This is a genomic window from Anabaenopsis tanganyikae CS-531 (genome assembly GCF_029891675.1).
GTDB classification, from domain to species: Bacteria; Cyanobacteriota; Cyanobacteriia; order Cyanobacteriales; family Nostocaceae; genus Anabaenopsis; species Anabaenopsis arnoldii.
The window spans coordinates 1-16,294 of sequence record NZ_JANQDF010000149.1 but is presented as its reverse complement, the minus strand read 5'-3'; the positions used below and the strand labels follow the sequence as shown (position 1 = coordinate 16,294).

Sequence of the window (16,294 nt, the reverse complement as noted above, 5' to 3'; positions counted from 1 at the left end):
TTCTATTAGAGGAGAATCACCCTTGAAGCAGGCAACGCTACACCAGTTGAAGGTGTTTGAGGCAGCGGCACGGCACAGTAGCTTTACTCGTGCGGCTGAGGAATTATTTCTTACTCAACCTACCGTGTCGATGCAAATTAAACAACTCACGAAATCGGTGGGGTTGCCATTATTTGAGCAGGTGGGAAAACGTCTATTCTTAACACAGGCCGGGAGGGAATTATTTACCACTTGTCGGCAGATTTTTGAAACCATGGCCAAGTTTGAAATGACTGTGGCGGATTTAAAAGGTCTTAAACAGGGGCAATTACGGTTGGCAGTGATTACAACGGCTAAGTATTTTATTCCTCGTTTATTAGGGCCGTTTTGTCAACTTTATCCCGGAATTGAGATTTCCTTACAAGTAACCAACCATGAACGCATTTTGGAACGGATGCTGAATAACATGGATGACCTGTACATTTTAAGTCAAGTTCCAGAAAATATCGATGTCAACTATGAGCCATTTTTAGACAACCCTTTAGTAGTATTTGCACCCGTTAATCATCCCTTGGCAAAACAGAAAAATATCCCCATAAAAAGGTTGACAAATGAACCTTTTATTATGCGCGAACCTGGTTCAGGGACTCGCCGCGCCGTGCAGAAACTCTTTGATCAATATGGTGTGAAGGTAAAAGTTAAACTGGAATTGGGCAGCAATGAGGCTATTAAACAGGCGATCGCCGGGGGGTTGGGAATTTCTGTTTTATCTCGCCATACCTTAATGCCAGACTCTTCTGAGTTCGCTATTTTGGATGTAGAACATTTCCCCATCAAGCGAACTTGGTTCATAGGGTATCCATCTGGTAAACAATTATCTATTGTCGCTCGTACTTATTACGAGTATTTACTGGAGTCCGCCAAAAAGTTTGTCGAGGAAAATGGTGATTATGGTAACAGTCCCGTTGATAAGCTGGAATAATTTTTATCGTCAATTTTGTTGTCGGCAAGCTGCCAAATTTTCACGAACAATAATAGTATGGGGATGATTGTCTCCCAGCAGGCGTTTATAGAGTTCTAAAGCTTGGAGATACAAAGAAAGGTTCGGCTTGGTAGTACCGTTTCTTTCTCAATACATTTTCAGTGGTGCTGTATGACATTGACTGAGTGATACATTTGCTCATCCGCTAGAGGAGCGGTAAGGTGATGACTGCTGATTTTTATTTTGACAGTTCGTTTGTGGACTCTTCAAGAATCCCCCGGCTTCTAGCCGTGGGGAGTATCAAGATTTTTTTGTGATAGGATGCCACACAAAGGGGTATATTTATGTAAGGCAGCCTGGGAAGTCAGCATTGTTAAAAATATCTCAACAGTTAGGGAGAAGTCGGTAAAACGACTACAGTAGTTAATTTAGCTGCACAATTCACGTAAAATAATAAGTTTATTATTGATGCAGATATTGAAGCTTTTGCCAGTTCATAGGGAAAGCAAAATCACAACTAGATTCGCTCGCTATTGCTGAATGGCGAGAGAAAAATACACCCTAGGGGGAGTCATAAACCACGTCTGCAAAAGAATTACAGCGTTATTGGAGAAAATAATGGTTAAGCAAAATCTATCCGAATCACTACAGCAAGAGGCACAAAAATTGATACTACTTGAAAATGAAGCTGCGGTTGAAGTTACAGCACAGGAAGTTACCGAACAGAATGTTTTAGCAACAGAGCAATTACTTAACCCCCATGATGCTGCTATGTCTAGTTCAAAAGATTTAGAAACTACTGTGGAAAAATTAAAACAAACTCTGGAAGAATATCAAAATAAAGAAAAAACTCTGCAAAAACAAATTGTTGATTTACAATCAAATTTGTATGAAAAGCAAGTATTAACAGAAAGGCTGACTAAAGAACTGCACGAAGCTAAACAAACCGCCCTACAGCTTGCAGAGTCTAACTCTCAATTAATACAACAAAGTAAATCCCACATCCCACTAAAACAGGATAAGTCAGCAATTCCCAAGAAAGAAAGTGCAATCCAAGTCAAAGAGAAATATAATCCAGTTGGCTATAAAAAATCACATCGGGTTCCTGAGCAGCTTGTACAACGTCAAAAAGAAGGTGATAAGTTTGCAGATAATACTTGGTTGTACGATTGAATTCGTAATTCTTAATTAATTATTAATTTGTGATTAATTACGAAATTCGAGAATTTGTTTGGCGGTAACTTCTGGCTGTTCTAAGTGGGGAACATGACCAGCATCTTTGATCCAAACAAGGTTACTACTAGGAATCGCTTGGGTAAACTTTTTAGCGTCCGATGTACCTAAAATTTTATCCGTATCTCCCCATAAGATGAGAGTTGGTTGGACAATGCTGGTAAGCTGCTTTGGTTGAAAAGCGCGATACCCACCACTTTTAGTAAAAGCTATTAAGGCTTGAGTCCAGTTAGGCATTTCTAGGTGTAGTGAGGCACATATTCGAGCATCAGTTGAGGCGAGTAACTGATTTTTGTAAGCAGCGCGGGAAATGCGATCGCGTATATGAGGATTACGCAAAAAATTAGCTGCTAAAGAATCCAATGGGGGAAACATCAAGCTTGAGGGTGAACCCCCCTTCAAACCAGCGCTATCGATTAACACGAGTTTTTGCACCAATTCTGGGTAACTCAGGGTAAAATCAATGGCAGCTGCACCCCCCATAGACGCACCCACTAAAATCACAGGTTGGTTAATTAAAGTTTTCCAGAAATAATACAGATGAGTTTTGATAGCCAGCGGACTAAATTGCACATCGGTAATTCTGTCTGTGAACCCAAAGCCTAATAAATCCACAGCCCAGGTTTCATTATCTCTTGGTAGCAGTGGTAAAAGGCGACGGAATTCAAACACAGAACTGTCGAATCCGTGAATTAATAAAATAGGTGTACCGCCACTACCCTTTTGCACATAGGTAGTGGTAATTGGTTGATTAGTTAAAGGAGTGGCGATCGCTTGAGCCTGAATAATTTGAGCCAAGGCGATGGAGGTAGGTTCAGTTAGTTGTCCAACTGTGGGAGGTAAGAAATTAGGAAACATAATTCCTTAGTTTACACCGGGGTGAAGAGAAAATTTTGCTAAATGTCAAAGTTGGTACGAAACCCTCGTACAATTAATATCACTTGATTTTTTAGACTCAGGAGCTAATGCCATGCCCATGGCGGTTGGCGTCATTGAAACCTTGGGCTTTCCTGCTGTACTAGCAGCAGCAGATGCCATGGTTAAATCTGCCGCAGTCACAATTGTGTATTATGGTCAAGCCGAAAGCGCTCGCTTGTTAGTCGCTGTTCGGGGACACGTTGCCGAAGTTCAAAGGGCTGTAGAAGCAGGAATATTAGCTGGAGAACAAGCTTATGGTGGTCAAGTAATTACCCACTATATTGTTCCTAACCCCCCGGAGAACGTCGAGACCATTTTACCAATCCACTTCACCGAAACATCTGATCCGTTCCGTATGTAATAGGTAAATTCCTCAGGACAATAAATTTGTCGCCCCAAATACGTTAATTCATACAGGAGATTACTAATGTCACTACAGGCCGTTGGCGCACTTGAAACAAAAGGTTTTCCTGCTGTACTAGCAGCAGCAGATGCGATGGTGAAAGCTGGTCGCGTCACCCTTGTTGGTTATATCAGAGTCGGTAGCGCTCGTTTTACAGTAAATATTCGCGGGGATGTTTCCGAGGTCAAAACTGCTATGGCCGCTGGTGTTGAAGCTGCGGAAAATGTTTATGGTGGTACTTTGGAATCTTGGGTGATTATTCCCCGTCCTCATGAAAACGTGGAAGCTGTTCTACCAATCGCCTATACAGATCAGGTTCAACAGTATCGGGATTCTGTAGAAAACCCCATCGTGCGTTCATCTAACAGGTTTTGATCCCTTCCCATGTTTTGTATGGGACCAAAATTCAGCTAAACCTTTAATTTACACACCTTAACTCAAAGTTGAGGTGTGTCTATTTTTAGCCTCCGTTGGCATACATCAACACAAAAAACTAGAATTTTCCTCAATTGTGCATAAAGTTAGTCAATCCAGACGTAATAACAATAAAACATCTCAGATGTTCTGATGTCAAAACTAATTTGACCAGAGTAGGGCGGCGTTCCTGGTAAATAGGGAAATTGACTAGCACTATTCCTTGACTGAAAAGCACCCCTTCTAGGGTGGCGAATTTATGCGCCCGTACCTTGGATTTATATTCATGGTGGGGGATACGTTACGAAGGTTCTGGTGATAAGTGGGGGTTGTGATGCCGAGTTTAATACAGGTTCTTGAGGGACGCAAGACAAAGGATAGGGAAAATTTAGCTGATTACTGGGGTAAGCGTCTAGCCGCGGAGTGTCCAGAACAAAGTGTAGCCAACCGAGAAAGTATTATTCTCTGGCTTTTGGGAAGTGATTTAAAATGCTCGGATCAGTTGAATCGCCAACAACTCAACATTGCTCAACAAGAAGGTATTCAATATCGCTGGAGGATTTTACATCAGCACTACCTGGGCTACGGAAGAGAAGTGGCCTATCGTCACCTACTAATTCGTTTAGCAGGTTTGGTGACATTACGCAATAAGATTCAGACTTGGGTTTCTTTGAGTTGCGATCGCCAGCGTACTGTCATCGATGTGTTACAAGAAGTCTTACAAGACTTATTGCAAAATGATCGATATATGCACCAGCAAATGGCTTGTATAGCTGAATTTACCATCGATCAACGGCTGCGGGATACCCTTTTATTTGCCAGTATAGAAGAGTATTCTATGCGCCCAATACGTAATCAACCCTTACTGCTATACAGATTTGTCAACTACCTGCGGCGAATTCAGCGTGGTGGCTTAACCCAAGTGCCAAATACTGAATTGGTCAAGATGGTTTCGGTACACACCCTCTCAGATAACAGTGAGAATCCCTTGACCCGGGCTGATCATCGAGCGATCGCCCAATATCAAAAGACACAAGAACTAGAAGAACAGCAGATACTGCGGCATCTGGTAAAAAAAGAATTGGCGGAATATTTACGACAAACCCTAGGGAAAGAAGCAGTAGAGTGGCTGAGTTTGTATCTGCAAGGGCAGTCTCAAGATGACATCGCGAAAAAACTACATAAGTCCACCAAGGAAATTTACCGACTGCGAGAAAAAATTAGCTACCATGCTGTGCGCATCTTTGCCCTCAAAGTTAATCCAGAACTGGTTGATAACTGGTTGGCAATATCCCTCCCGGAAAATAATTTGGGGCTAACTGAAAACCAATGGCAGCGACTGTACGAAATCTTAACTCCTATGAAGCGACAGATCCTAGACTTGCGTAAAGCAGGTAACTCTATAGAAGCAACGTCTAAACAGTTAAACCTCAGCCAGCATCAAGTCTTAGCCGAATGGAGAAAAGTTTATCTCGCAGCCCAATCTTTAAGAACTCGGAATACGAACTGTCCCAGGATATAGGCCAAAGATGGGGAATGTCGCAGATCCGGTTAAATGTGGGAAACTACCTATATATAATCAATCTGAGACTGGTGAAATATGTTCAAAAGTTGACTGTAATTATATGTGCTGAGATTGCGGCAATAGAACAGATAGAAATGTGCCACATAGACAATTCGTTTTCATTCCGCATCTAGTGCTGCGGTAAGGTATACGGAAAATATGCTGTAAGAGTATAAACTCTTACGCACAAATTCCGACTAACATCCGTGATAACCAGAGCATGGCGAGTGTCAATCGGTCTTAAGTCTACAGTTGTTAACTATTAACTATTGACTATTGACCATTAACTCTTGACTATTAACTATTAAGTGAGGATTTATAACTCTTTTTACACATGATTAAAGCAACAGCACCTCATATCGAGATTGGCATCCAGAAAACAGTACCGACAATTCATTACCTTGTGGCAATGCCTCAACCAGAAACTCACCTGTTTGAGGTTACATTGGAGCTAACTAACCATTCATCGCAAATTCTTGACTTGAAAATGCCAGTATGGACACCAGGGTCATACTTGGTGCGAGAATACGCGAAAAATCTCCAAGATTTTGCCGCTTTTGCCGGCGATAAGCCTTTAAACTGGCGAAAAATTAGTAAAAACCACTGGCAGGTAAATACAAGTGGTGTTTCACAGTTAAGTGTGCGTTACCGAATCTTTGCCAATGAGCTATCGGTACGGACGAATCATTTAGATAAGACTCACGCCTATTTCAATGGTGCTGCACTGTTTTTTAGACTCCCTACTTGGGAAAGTCTACCAATTCAGATTACTGTCGTACCACCACAGCCAGACTGGCGGGTAACTACTTCTTTACCGACAGTTGGTGGGCAAAGCCATACTTTCTGTGCTAAGGATTTTGATACCCTTGTGGATAGCCCCTTTGAAATTGGTAACCACCAATCATATTACTTTGAGGTTTTGGACAAGCCCCATGAACTGGCTATCTGGGGAGAAGGGAATTTACCATCAGAACGGGTAATTACTGATATCAAAAAAATTATTCAGGTAGAAGCTGAGATGTTTGGGGGTTTACCCTATGACAGATATATTTTTCTCCTGCATTTATTCGCCCAAGCTTATGGAGGATTGGAGCATAAAAACTGTTGTTCATTAATTTACCAGCGTTTTGGGTTTCGCAATCAGGAGAATTACGAGCGGTTTGTGCAATTAGTGGCACATGAATTTTTTCACCTGTGGAATGTCAAGCGGATTCGCCCCAAAGGGTTAGAAGTGTTTGATTATGAGCAGGAAAATTATACACCTTCTTTGTGGTTCTGTGAAGGAACTACAAGTTACTATGACTTACTGATTCCTTTGCGAGCTGGCATTTATGATGCTAAGTCTTATTTAAATCATTTGAGTAAGGAAATTACTAGATTTCTGACAACGCCAGGGCGCAAGGTGCAAACACTCGCGGAGTCGAGTTTTGATGCTTGGATTAAACTTTATCGTCCAGATGCCAATAGCAGCAATTCCCAAATGTCCTATTATCTTAAAGGGGAAATGGTTTCTTTGTTGCTAGACTTGTTGATTAGAGCGCGACATGGCAATAAGCGATCGCTTGATGATGTCATGCTGCAAATGTGGCGGAAATTTGGAGAACCGGAAATTGGCTACACCCCGGAAGAGTTACAGGAGGTAGTTGAATCAGTAGCGGGTGTGGATTTGTCCAATTTCTTTGAATCCTACATTAACAGCACTGATGAATTACCTTTTAATCATTACTTCCAACCCTTCGGTTTACATCTGGTAGCGGAACGGGAAGAAGCACCTTATTTAGGTATCAAGGTGAAAACCGAACATGGCCGGGAAGTAATTAAATCTGTAGAAGTGGGTTCACCAGCGCAACTAGCGGGAATTGATCCAGGTGATGAGTTGTTGGCCATTGGGGGTGTGCGCTTAACTGCTAGTCAACTTAATGAGCGCCTCCAAGACTACCAACCACAAGATATTATTGAAGTAACGGTTTTTCACCAAGATGAATTACGTACCCATTCTGTTACCCTGGGTACACCACGCCCTGGTAAATTTGAGATTTTGCCAGTAGCTAATCCCGATAGCTTACAAAAGGAGAATGGCGCAGGATGGTTAGGAGTACCGATAGTTAATCTTGGTTGATAGGCGGTTGGGAGGCTCTTTTTGCCTCTCAACCCTGATTATCTGGTTGTTGCAGCTAAAACACACAGATCAAATTCTCGCAGTTGTTGAGTTACGCAAATATAAACCATACAATTTACACTCAGGAGGATGGCGATCGCCTTCTGAATGTATGAGCATTATACTAAATAATTTCTCCTGGTCTAATCATGGTGTGTTGCTCAACTTATACCGGTTGATGCTACCAATAATCAGGCTTTTTGATAAAAATATCGCGGTAAGCGGGAAACTCAGCGGCTTTAGACCTCAGAGTGTCAATGGTGCTTTACAGATTAATGGCTAGTGGCTACCCTAGGGTAATCGATAAATTGCCATTATTATTGATTACCGGTAATTCATGTTTGAGCTTATGCGTATCTTTTCAACCCGAAAACTCTGCTTTACATTAGGTTTTGGTGCTTTCCTGCTCATCAGTACAGCCACTAGTACTTTATTCAGTCACTCAAACAGTGAACCAGGGATTTCAGAACATGAGAATAAAAATTATTTTTTAACTAAATCACAGATTTCCCTAGCTCAAATTTGGCAAAATCCTGTTATTCTTCCCCAAATATCTGATTTAAATATTATCTCCCCAAATATCTCTACATCTAGAATATCTCAAGGGGCAATACCTGTAAGTTATCCTGTGGTTGACGAGTGGCAAAGGTTCAAGTTTAGTATTCAAGGTAGCCAGGTTTTCAGTCCTGCTAAACTACCCACATCTAATATCAGTTTTCAACAAAGAGATTTATTAACCGTTCTAGTTAACACCAGAAATTATTTTCAAAACCATGCAGACAAAGACCCAAATATTTTTCGCCGGGGTCTGCTGGGTACTCAGGGAGTGAGTGTACAGGATATTGTCAGAACTTTAGATTTTATGATTACTGTATTAAGGGAGGATATCGCCAACAATCGCATTACCAGGTTAAAAAATCCTGATTTTATTAATGATAATTTTCGGGTGATTAAATGGACTCCCCATAATCCTAGTGACCGGGGACAGAAGCAGGTAAGAATTACCAAATATGCTGTTTTTGAGCATACTGGGTCCCGTACTAAAACTTCTACTTATAATATCCCAATTTATAGTTTAAAAGATGACCAAATTGCTGATAAATTCTATACTAGATATACAAAACAGGATGTTTTATCAGGGATTTATGAGCCGGGTGGTAAAGAATATGGCAGAGTTCAACCCCTGGCTTATTTGACCCGCAATGGGTTAGAAGAAGCTTTAATGCAAGGAACAATCCTGATTAATTTTACCGATGGTACTCAAGCATTTTTCAATGTGGATAGAAATAATGGTATTTCCTATGTCCGGGGATTAAAAGCCACAGCACAACAGCGTTACTGGTATTTTAGAGAAGTGGATGGTATTAAAGGTTACGGACATAATATAAATGCGAAAATATCTATCAAGCCAGGAGTAACTTTTGCTGGGGATGTTTTGAATATGGGCTTAGGTAGAATAGTGGTGATTGAAGATACTAGAGGCGGTCGGCAACATTTACAAATGGGCGTGATTGCCGATACCGGGGGAGCATTTTTACCTAATCTTTATCAACTAGACTTTTTAGCGGGAACCTTTAAGAATCGCCAACAGTTCACCCAGCATATTAGACAATTACCTGAGTTTGCCACAGCATACTTTTTAGTGAAAAAGTGATGGCTGTTACTTGCAAGGTAAGGGTTTGAGCCAGTACAATATCCCGGACTTCTCTAAAAAGTCCGGCATATGAAGGGCGATCGCACTAAGTAGTCAGGTTCTGCCGGAAAGTCTCTACTAGGCTACAGCTAGGTAAATACAGCATATTTCATCTAAGTAGGTACAAGGGCGGGCAAGATGCCCACCCGACAAAAGTTGTATCATTTATATCTGTACTTCAGATTCGGTGCAAGGTGCTGTAAATATCCCGGCGGGGTGATCATCCCCTATAGATCAGAATCTGTATATTAGTTAACGCCTTTGCCAAAACTTGATTGTGTTATCCCCACTCCCAGAGGCTAAGGTACGACCATCCGGGCTGAAGGCTACTGAAAAAACCTCATTTGAATGTCCGGTGAGGGTGGCGATTTCCTCTTGGGTTGCTACATCCCACAGTTTAATGGTTTTATCCCAACTACCAGAGGCTAAGGTTTGACCATTCGGGCTGAAGGCTACTGAACGAACCTCATTTGAATGTCCTTTGAGGGTAGCGATTTCCTGACGAATGGCTACATCCCACAGTTTGATGGTTTTATCCCAACTACCAGAGGCTAAGGTTTGACCATCCGGGCTGAAGGCTACTGACCAAACCGAGTCTGAATGTCCTTTGAGTGTAGCGATTGACCGACCCGTGGCTACATCCGACAGTTTGATGATGGTGTTATACCTAATAGCAGAGGCTAAGGTTTGACCATTCGGGCTGAAGGCTACTGAATGAACCTCATTTGAATGTCCGGTGAGGGTGGCGATTGACGCCCCCGTGGCTACATCCCACAGTTTGATGGTTTGATAACCACCAGAGGCTAAGGTTTGACCATCTGGGCTGAAGGCTACTGAATAAACCCCATATGAATTTCCGGTGAGGGTAGCGATTAACCGCCGGGTGGCTACATCCCAGAGTTTGATGGTATCATCCCTACTACCAGAGGCTAAGGTGCGACCATCTGGGCTGAAGGCTACTGAATAAACCTCACCATAATATGGATAAACCTCACCATCCTCACCATCATAAACCTCACCATGTCCGGTGAGGGTATGCTGCAACTCCCATGAATACAGATTAATATCTTCTTTAACAGGGGAAGCTGTCAAACTTTCTAAATAGCTGCGTAAACCCCCAGAATACAGATCAATATCTTCCTCAACTGCTGGGGAAGCTGTCAAACTTTCTAAATAGCTACGTAAACCTCCAGAATACAGCAAGTCATTGATTTTTACCCTGGCTTCCCCCCCCGTCACTGTCGTCATATTAGTGGGTAAAAACCCTGCAAGGACTAAATGATATTGATTTTGTGCCTCATTCACTGACTCTTGAATTAAAATACAAACCAAAACAGCATTTTTGTTAATTTCTTCTTGACTAATTGACCATTCAAGATCAAATTGACCCTGACGAGCTTTTACCTGAATACCAATAGATGAATCAGCAGTTAGGGTAAAGTCTACCTTACCATCACCACCCTGATATTTTTCATAGTCAACATCCGTGAGCAGATCACGTAAACGGGTTTTAACTACCTCCTCCCCTAGCTTTCCCTTCATGTTGTTAACAAACAGATCACGAATATGAGAGGAGCTACGTTTATATTTATTAGCCATGTCCCAGCAAAAATCCCGTAATTTCTCTAACCTGTCACCGGTGATCACGGTTAACTCACTGTGCTGTCCTGGGTGGTTACACTGGAATAAATTACCGGACTTCAGTCGGTTGATAAAGTCTGTCTGTTGGGCTTGTAATATAGTTTTCCCGTCCATTAGTAAAAATTCGCCTTCATCTGACCAGGAATATTAATCTCACTCAAGGGTAGTGTTTGTTTTTAAACAAGTTTTTGGTTAAGGTAATCTCAGACCTGTTTTATATTGTAGGGTTTCTAGGGTCTTGTAGGGGTATTAATATTAGTCCTAGTTTTAAAATATCAGATAGGATGTCTGTAGTGAGTGTTACTGTGTACTTTGGCGAATTGAGAAAATCACAAAAGATTATTTAACAGCGATCGCCTTTTACAACTCAAGTTTAGGTATGATGGGGATGAAGATATGGTTTATTTTTTAACAGTGCGATAAGTCTGATGAGGGTCATTTGGTTTTTCAGGATTGGTATATTCCAGCAATCCCTCATCAATTAAAGGTTTTAAATGTTTATGTAGCAGGTATTTTCGCTCTCGGTTTAATAAAGAGGCTAATTCATTAGAGGAGTAAGGTTGTATTTTACACAATTGAAGGATGATATGTTTAATTTCCTCCTGCTTGGTGCGACTACCAATCTTCTCTATTTTCTCTTGTAAAGATCTTTTTTGTGTATCAGTGAATAATTCAAGTGTAAGTTGTTCTGGTGTCAATTGAGTACTGTCTTGATAAGGGGTTGAGGACTGTCTTGATAAGGTTCCGCCCTCTACTGTACTACTGTCTTGATTGTGTAATTCATGTTGTCAATACGGTAGGCGATCGCATCCTGATAGTTGTAACGGTTTTAAGTATAGTGGTATCTGTTTGATATCAAGAGTATTAATTTCTCTCTAACTTATACAGCGGATTTCATCTGAGTTAAGTACAGAATGGCGGGCAAGATGCCCACCCCACAACATTTATAATGTTAAGGTGTGTACTTTATTTATTTGCAAAGTGCTGTAAATCACATCTAACCATAAGGGAATCAGCGCTCTACCTGGTTTTACAAAGGCTGAAGCTTTTTCCCCGTAAAATTATACCAAAAAAAGCCAATTATCCTGTGCCGATGACAACAATATCATTTACTAGCACAGGTAAATAATTGGGGAGTGGGGAACGGGTAATATAAATAAAGCCAGTTACACCACTGTTTCTAACCACTGGGTACAGTGGTTTATAAACGACGTTAAGTTAACCCAGTCAAATTATTTGGCAATTAACACAACGAGCGCGGAGGGATTTGAACCCCCGACCCACAGAACCGGAATCTGTTGCTCTATCCACTGAGCCACGCGCCCTAATTTTATCCCATTATAGCACAAGTTAAAAAATAATTGGTAGGGTGGTGAACAGAATTAAAGAATACCCGGTAACCTACCCATGTACTGAAAAAATCAGCAACCCTCCCTTAGTGAGGGAGAAAAATTTAAAACTGATTTTTCCAGCTGGCTAAATCAGCCAAAGAGCGATCGCGATAACGCCCATAACGCTCCGGCTTACTTTTAATTTTGACACCTAAATCCGGCAAAATCCCAAAATTAGGTGGGATTGGTTGAAAGTGCTTCGGTGATGCTGAACTGATAAATTCTAATAACGCCCCCATCATAGTAGTGGGTGGTGCTGTTAAAAGTTCCTGACCCAAAGCCAACCGCGCCGCATTAGTTCCCGCTAACCAACCATCAGCAGCAGCAGCGGTATAACCTTCAGTACCAATCAACTGTCCCGCCGCGAATAAAGTAGGACGCTGCTTAAATTGTAAGGTGGAGTGGATTAACTGGGGGGCATTAATAAAAGTATTCCGGTGCATGACCCCCAACCGCACAAATTCGGCATTTTCTAACCCAGGAATCAAGCGGAAAACTCGTTTTTGTTCACCCCAGCGCAAGTTAGTTTGAAAGCCTACCATGTTCCAAAGTTGACCGGCTTTATCTTCCTGGCGTAGCTGTACCACGGCGTAGGGACGTTCCCCTGTGCGACTATCCGAGAGTCCCACCGGTTTGAGTGGACCATAGCGCATGGTGTCTTCTCCCCGGAGGGCTTGTTCTTCAATGGGTAAACAAGCTTCAAAAAATTTGGCTGTTTCCCGTTCAAAGTCTTTTAATTCCGTTTGTTCTGCTTGGCGCAGTTCTGACCAAAAGTGCAGATACTGCTGTTTATTCATGGGACAGTTGAGGTAGGCTGCTTCCCCTTTGTCATAGCGGGATGCCATAAAAGCGATATCATGATTTATGGACTCTCCCACAATAATGGGGCTAGCAGCATCGAAAAAGCTGAGGTATTCCATCCCCGTGAACCGGTGTAAATCGGCGGCTAAGTCGGGACTGGTTAACGGACCTGTAGCTAAAACTACGATTCCTTCGGGAATGGCTGTTACCTCACCCCGGCGAAATTCAATTAAGGGATGTTGACATAGGGTGGCGGTTAGGTCTTGGCTAAATTTCCCCCTATCTACCGCAAGGGCTCCCCCAGCAGGGACGGCGTGTTCATCGGCTTTGGAGATGACTATGGAATTGAGTTGACGTAGTTCGGCGTGTAAGAGTCCTGTGGCGCGATCGCTAGCCATAGCCCCAAAGGAATTACTACATACTAACTCGGCGACATCTTCTGTATGATGGGCTGGACTAAAGCGTTTTGGGCGCATTTCGTGGAGTATTACCGGTACGCCAGCTTGGGCTATTTGCCAAGCTGCTTCTGTCCCAGCTAGTCCACCTCCAATTACTTGTATTGATTGTTTATCCATATTTATAGGTTGAGGTTAGCCAATTTCCAATTGGTGGTGTATATCAATTTTGAGATATTTGGTGTCATACTAATTTTCTATACTAAAACTAAAGTTTGAGCATAATAAAAATTTTTGGAGTGAATACTTATGGAATGGTCGAAAATAGTTGCAATTATTACAGGTGCTATTTCTGTGATTTTAGCGATCGCCTACCTTGTTTTAGTGCAATTGCTAGACTACCGGGATATGAAACCAGCTCCGGTAAGTGAATTAACACCACAGCAAGTTATAGTAGCATTAGCTTCTAATGATGCAGAAAACCTCTGGTAGAAATATTACCCTCCTTGGCTGTTAGAGACACGAGTATTCTTGTCTCTACTCTTTTTCAGTTCATCGATGCACAATAGGGATAGACTTTTGACAAAGTGGCAGAAAATTCATCATGCCAGTTGTTACATTAGTTAATTATTCATCTTTAATTTATAGGGGGTCAACTGATGGCAGAGCCTGATCAGGACGATAAAAAGAATTTTATTTACCCTCGTAGCCGCTATTATGGTCAATTTGAGCCAAACAACTTAATATTTAACGCCAATCTTCAAGAATTTGCTCAAAAAGTCGGCTACATCTCCAATTTAGAGACATCTGGGAAACTTACACCCCAACAAGCTTATAAACAAATTAAAACTCTTTGGAAACAGTTGAAACGCAGCAAAAAAGAACTGAGCATTGGTAACAAGGTGGAACCCCCAAGCATACCTTAAATTATTTAAAACCCGGGCTAAGTGTCTCAAACTCATCCCGGGTGAGTGACACCACCATATTTTCTGATGGGATTTTGATAATCCAACGGGTGTTGGATTGACTGTCATAACTTGACTCCATTCCACAAACCACGCCTACTTTGCCCATTACGTAAGCTGGAAGTAGTATTAAAACATGATCCCCGACTTGAACACTGTGTGAGGTATACAAGATTCCCCCTAAAAATTCTACACTTCAGGATGAAATTATATAAGTAAAACCCGAAAAATATTTAATTTTAACTAAAACTTGCATATTCCATAACCTTATCTTAATCAAAATGGGCATAAATAATGCATTATCTCTTGCCAGCACCCCGAAAAAAACCGCCATCAATATAGTCAGAATGGGTTTTTGACTTCCATACCTGATGATTGGCTGCTTTGCCATTTTTCGGTAGGATAGCTCCCATATCCTCAACTAGTGAGGGACACATCACAACAAAGTAATCCTATGGCAACTTCCCCAATCCCGACTCAAGAATCCTCTGCCAACTGGCATCTCCTGCTACAACAATTAATGGACAGTGAATCATTGTCCCGTATTCAAGCTGCTGAGTTGATGCAAGGGTGGTTAACTGAAACCGTCCCGCCTGAATTATCAGGGGCAATTTTAACGGCGCTGAACTTTAAAGGCATTTCCGCCGAAGAGTTGACAGGCATGGCTCAAGTTTTACAGTCTCAATCAACACAGAGTAATAACCGAGAATCTACTCAAGGGATGATGAACCTCATAGATACCTGTGGTACTGGGGGCGACGGTTCATCAACCTTTAACATTTCTACAGCAGTGGCTTTTGTAGCTGCTGCCTATGGTGTACCCGTTGCTAAACATGGCAATCGCTCCGCCTCCAGTCTGACTGGTAGTGCGGATGTGTTGGAAGCACTGGGGGTAAATCTAACTGCTGCTAGTGAAAAGGTGCAGGGGGCAGTAAAAGAGGTGGGGATCACTTTCTTGTTTGCCCCTGGGTGGCATCCGGCACTCAAAGCCGTTGCTGGTTTACGACGGACTCTCAAAGTCAGAACCGTATTTAATTTACTCGGTCCCTTAGTCAATCCCTTATATCCCACGGGTCAAGTCGTGGGGCTATTTACTCCCAAGCTTTTAACAACTGTTGCCCAAGCATTGCATAACTTAGGTAAACAAAAAGCAATTGTCCTACATGGAAGAGAAAGACTTGATGAGGCTGGCTTAGGAGATATAACCGACTTGGCAGTTTTATCAGAAGGTCAAGTTGAATTAACTACTGTAAATCCCCTAGAAGTAGGTGTAACTCCGGCTGCCATTAGTGATCTGCGGGGTGGGGATGTCCAAGAAAATGCAGTGATTTTGAAAGCAGTATTACAAGGTAAGGGAACTGTGGCACAACAGGACGCTGTGGCCTTAAATGCTTCCCTAGCCCTGCAAGTGGCGGGTGTAATTCCTTTATTAGACCATGCCCAAGGGGTGAATGTGTCTAGGGCAATTCTTGAGAGTGGTGCTGCTTGGCAAAAATTAGAACAGCTAGTTGAGTTTCTGCAGGATTAACTTTTGAGCCTGATTAGTGACTGAAATAATCGGTTCGGACATGAGCTAGTCCTAAGCTGACTATTTTATGGACAAAACTATACTTATATTGACAAGCGTTGACATAAGTGAGTTAAGAAAATCGCCCACTTGATATATAATCCTACGATATCAAGTATTGAATTAAGACTATTGCCAACGCGAAAACCAAGCAATGATAGCGGTAGTCTTTCTTGTAAATCTTAAGAGA

Annotated in this window: 14 protein-coding genes and 1 tRNA gene; 10 read left to right on the top strand and 5 right to left on the bottom strand. The window is 42.0% G+C overall.

The genetic code is table 11. The annotated features are described in order from the left end of the window. The first annotated feature begins 22 nt into the window (after positions 1-22). Together NWP22_RS14550 and NWP22_RS14545 are read left to right on the top strand one after the other, a co-directional pair. Complete coding sequence (locus tag NWP22_RS14550; RefSeq protein ID WP_271733375.1) at positions 23-961, top strand: LysR family transcriptional regulator; 939 nt, start codon at positions 23-25, stop codon at positions 959-961. Positions 962-1,501: 540 nt separating this feature from the next. Next, the gene (locus tag NWP22_RS14545) at positions 1,502-2,134 is read left to right on the top strand and encodes a hypothetical protein (RefSeq protein ID WP_280802033.1); all 633 of its coding nucleotides are present in this window, start codon (positions 1,502-1,504) and stop codon (positions 2,132-2,134) included. 33 nt (positions 2,135-2,167) lie between these two features. On the opposite strand, the gene NWP22_RS14540 is transcribed toward NWP22_RS14545, so the two are convergent. After that, positions 2,168-3,052, bottom strand: a complete 885-nt coding sequence (locus NWP22_RS14540; RefSeq protein ID WP_271733373.1) for an alpha/beta fold hydrolase — start codon at positions 3,050-3,052, stop codon at positions 2,168-2,170. 112 nt (positions 3,053-3,164) lie between these two features. Here NWP22_RS14540 and NWP22_RS14535 point away from each other — a divergent pair, with 112 nt between their 5' ends. The 5 genes from NWP22_RS14535 (at position 3,165) to NWP22_RS14515 (ending at position 9,305) form a co-directional block, all read left to right on the top strand. Then, positions 3,165-3,473: a carbon dioxide-concentrating mechanism protein CcmK gene (locus NWP22_RS14535; protein ID WP_271733372.1), complete on the top strand. Its 309-nt coding sequence runs from the start codon at positions 3,165-3,167 to the stop codon at positions 3,471-3,473. Between the two features lie 66 nt (positions 3,474-3,539). Further along, the gene (locus NWP22_RS14530; RefSeq protein WP_271733371.1) at positions 3,540-3,890 is read left to right on the top strand and encodes a carbon dioxide-concentrating mechanism protein CcmK; all 351 of its coding nucleotides are present in this window, start codon (positions 3,540-3,542) and stop codon (positions 3,888-3,890) included. A 361-nt stretch (positions 3,891-4,251) separates the two neighbouring features. Further along, the gene (locus NWP22_RS14525) at positions 4,252-5,451 is read left to right on the top strand and encodes a HetZ-related protein 2 (RefSeq protein WP_417006601.1); all 1,200 of its coding nucleotides are present in this window, start codon (positions 4,252-4,254) and stop codon (positions 5,449-5,451) included. 376 nt (positions 5,452-5,827) lie between these two features. Then, a complete protein-coding gene (locus NWP22_RS14520; RefSeq protein ID WP_280802032.1) occupies positions 5,828-7,612 on the top strand; it encodes a M61 family metallopeptidase in 1,785 nt (594 codons plus the stop codon). 388 nt (positions 7,613-8,000) lie between these two features. Continuing rightward, entirely contained in the window at positions 8,001-9,305 is a 1,305-nt protein-coding gene (locus tag NWP22_RS14515) for a murein transglycosylase A family protein (RefSeq protein ID WP_280802031.1), read from the top strand. 291 nt (positions 9,306-9,596) lie between these two features. Here NWP22_RS14515 and NWP22_RS14510 read toward each other — a convergent pair whose 3' ends face one another. The 4 genes from NWP22_RS14510 to trmFO form a co-directional block, all read right to left on the bottom strand. Further along, the gene (locus NWP22_RS14510; RefSeq protein ID WP_280802030.1) at positions 9,597-11,099 is read right to left on the bottom strand and encodes a WD40 repeat domain-containing protein; all 1,503 of its coding nucleotides are present in this window, start codon (positions 11,097-11,099) and stop codon (positions 9,597-9,599) included. A gap of 287 nt (positions 11,100-11,386) precedes the next feature. Then, complete coding sequence (locus NWP22_RS14505; RefSeq protein ID WP_271733363.1) at positions 11,387-11,683, bottom strand: Fic family protein; 297 nt, start codon at positions 11,681-11,683, stop codon at positions 11,387-11,389. 554 nt (positions 11,684-12,237) lie between these two features. Next, a tRNA-Arg gene (locus NWP22_RS14500) sits at positions 12,238-12,310 on the bottom strand. 128 nt (positions 12,311-12,438) lie between these two features. Then, on the bottom strand, positions 12,439-13,752 hold the full coding sequence (gene trmFO / locus NWP22_RS14495) for an FADH(2)-oxidizing methylenetetrahydrofolate--tRNA-(uracil(54)-C(5))-methyltransferase TrmFO (RefSeq protein WP_280793304.1): 1,314 nt from the start codon (positions 13,750-13,752) through the stop codon (positions 12,439-12,441). Between the two features lie 129 nt (positions 13,753-13,881). On the opposite strand from trmFO, the gene NWP22_RS14490 reads away from it, so the two are divergent. The 3 genes from NWP22_RS14490 to trpD all read left to right on the top strand — a co-directional run bounded on the left by NWP22_RS14490 (position 13,882) and on the right by trpD (position 16,065). Beyond that, positions 13,882-14,064 carry a hypothetical protein gene (locus NWP22_RS14490; protein ID WP_271733360.1) on the top strand — a complete coding sequence of 61 codons (183 nt, stop codon included), beginning with the start codon at positions 13,882-13,884 and terminating at the stop codon, positions 14,062-14,064. A gap of 167 nt (positions 14,065-14,231) precedes the next feature. Next, complete coding sequence (locus NWP22_RS14485; RefSeq protein ID WP_280802029.1) at positions 14,232-14,498, top strand: DUF7219 family protein; 267 nt, start codon at positions 14,232-14,234, stop codon at positions 14,496-14,498. 493 nt (positions 14,499-14,991) lie between these two features. Continuing rightward, entirely contained in the window at positions 14,992-16,065 is a 1,074-nt protein-coding gene (trpD, locus tag NWP22_RS14475) for an anthranilate phosphoribosyltransferase (protein ID WP_280802027.1), read from the top strand. The last annotated feature ends 229 nt before the right edge of the window (positions 16,066-16,294 follow it).

Coding starts and splice junctions, on each gene's coding strand:
- NWP22_RS14510 (WP_280802030.1), bottom strand. CDS start 11,099: ATGGACGGGAAAACTATATTACAAGCCCAACAGACAGACTTTATCAAC.
- NWP22_RS14485 (WP_280802029.1), top strand. CDS start 14,232: ATGGCAGAGCCTGATCAGGACGATAAAAAGAATTTTATTTACCCTCGT.
- NWP22_RS14545 (WP_280802033.1), top strand. CDS start 1,502: ATGGCGAGAGAAAAATACACCCTAGGGGGAGTCATAAACCACGTCTGC.
- NWP22_RS14530 (WP_271733371.1), top strand. CDS start 3,540: ATGTCACTACAGGCCGTTGGCGCACTTGAAACAAAAGGTTTTCCTGCT.
- NWP22_RS14535 (WP_271733372.1), top strand. CDS start 3,165: ATGCCCATGGCGGTTGGCGTCATTGAAACCTTGGGCTTTCCTGCTGTA.
- NWP22_RS14540 (WP_271733373.1), bottom strand. CDS start 3,052: ATGTTTCCTAATTTCTTACCTCCCACAGTTGGACAACTAACTGAACCT.
- trmFO (WP_280793304.1), bottom strand. CDS start 13,752: ATGGATAAACAATCAATACAAGTAATTGGAGGTGGACTAGCTGGGACA.
- NWP22_RS14520 (WP_280802032.1), top strand. CDS start 5,828: ATGATTAAAGCAACAGCACCTCATATCGAGATTGGCATCCAGAAAACA.
- NWP22_RS14515 (WP_280802031.1), top strand. CDS start 8,001: ATGCGTATCTTTTCAACCCGAAAACTCTGCTTTACATTAGGTTTTGGT.
- trpD (WP_280802027.1), top strand. CDS start 14,992: ATGGCAACTTCCCCAATCCCGACTCAAGAATCCTCTGCCAACTGGCAT.
- NWP22_RS14490 (WP_271733360.1), top strand. CDS start 13,882: ATGGAATGGTCGAAAATAGTTGCAATTATTACAGGTGCTATTTCTGTG.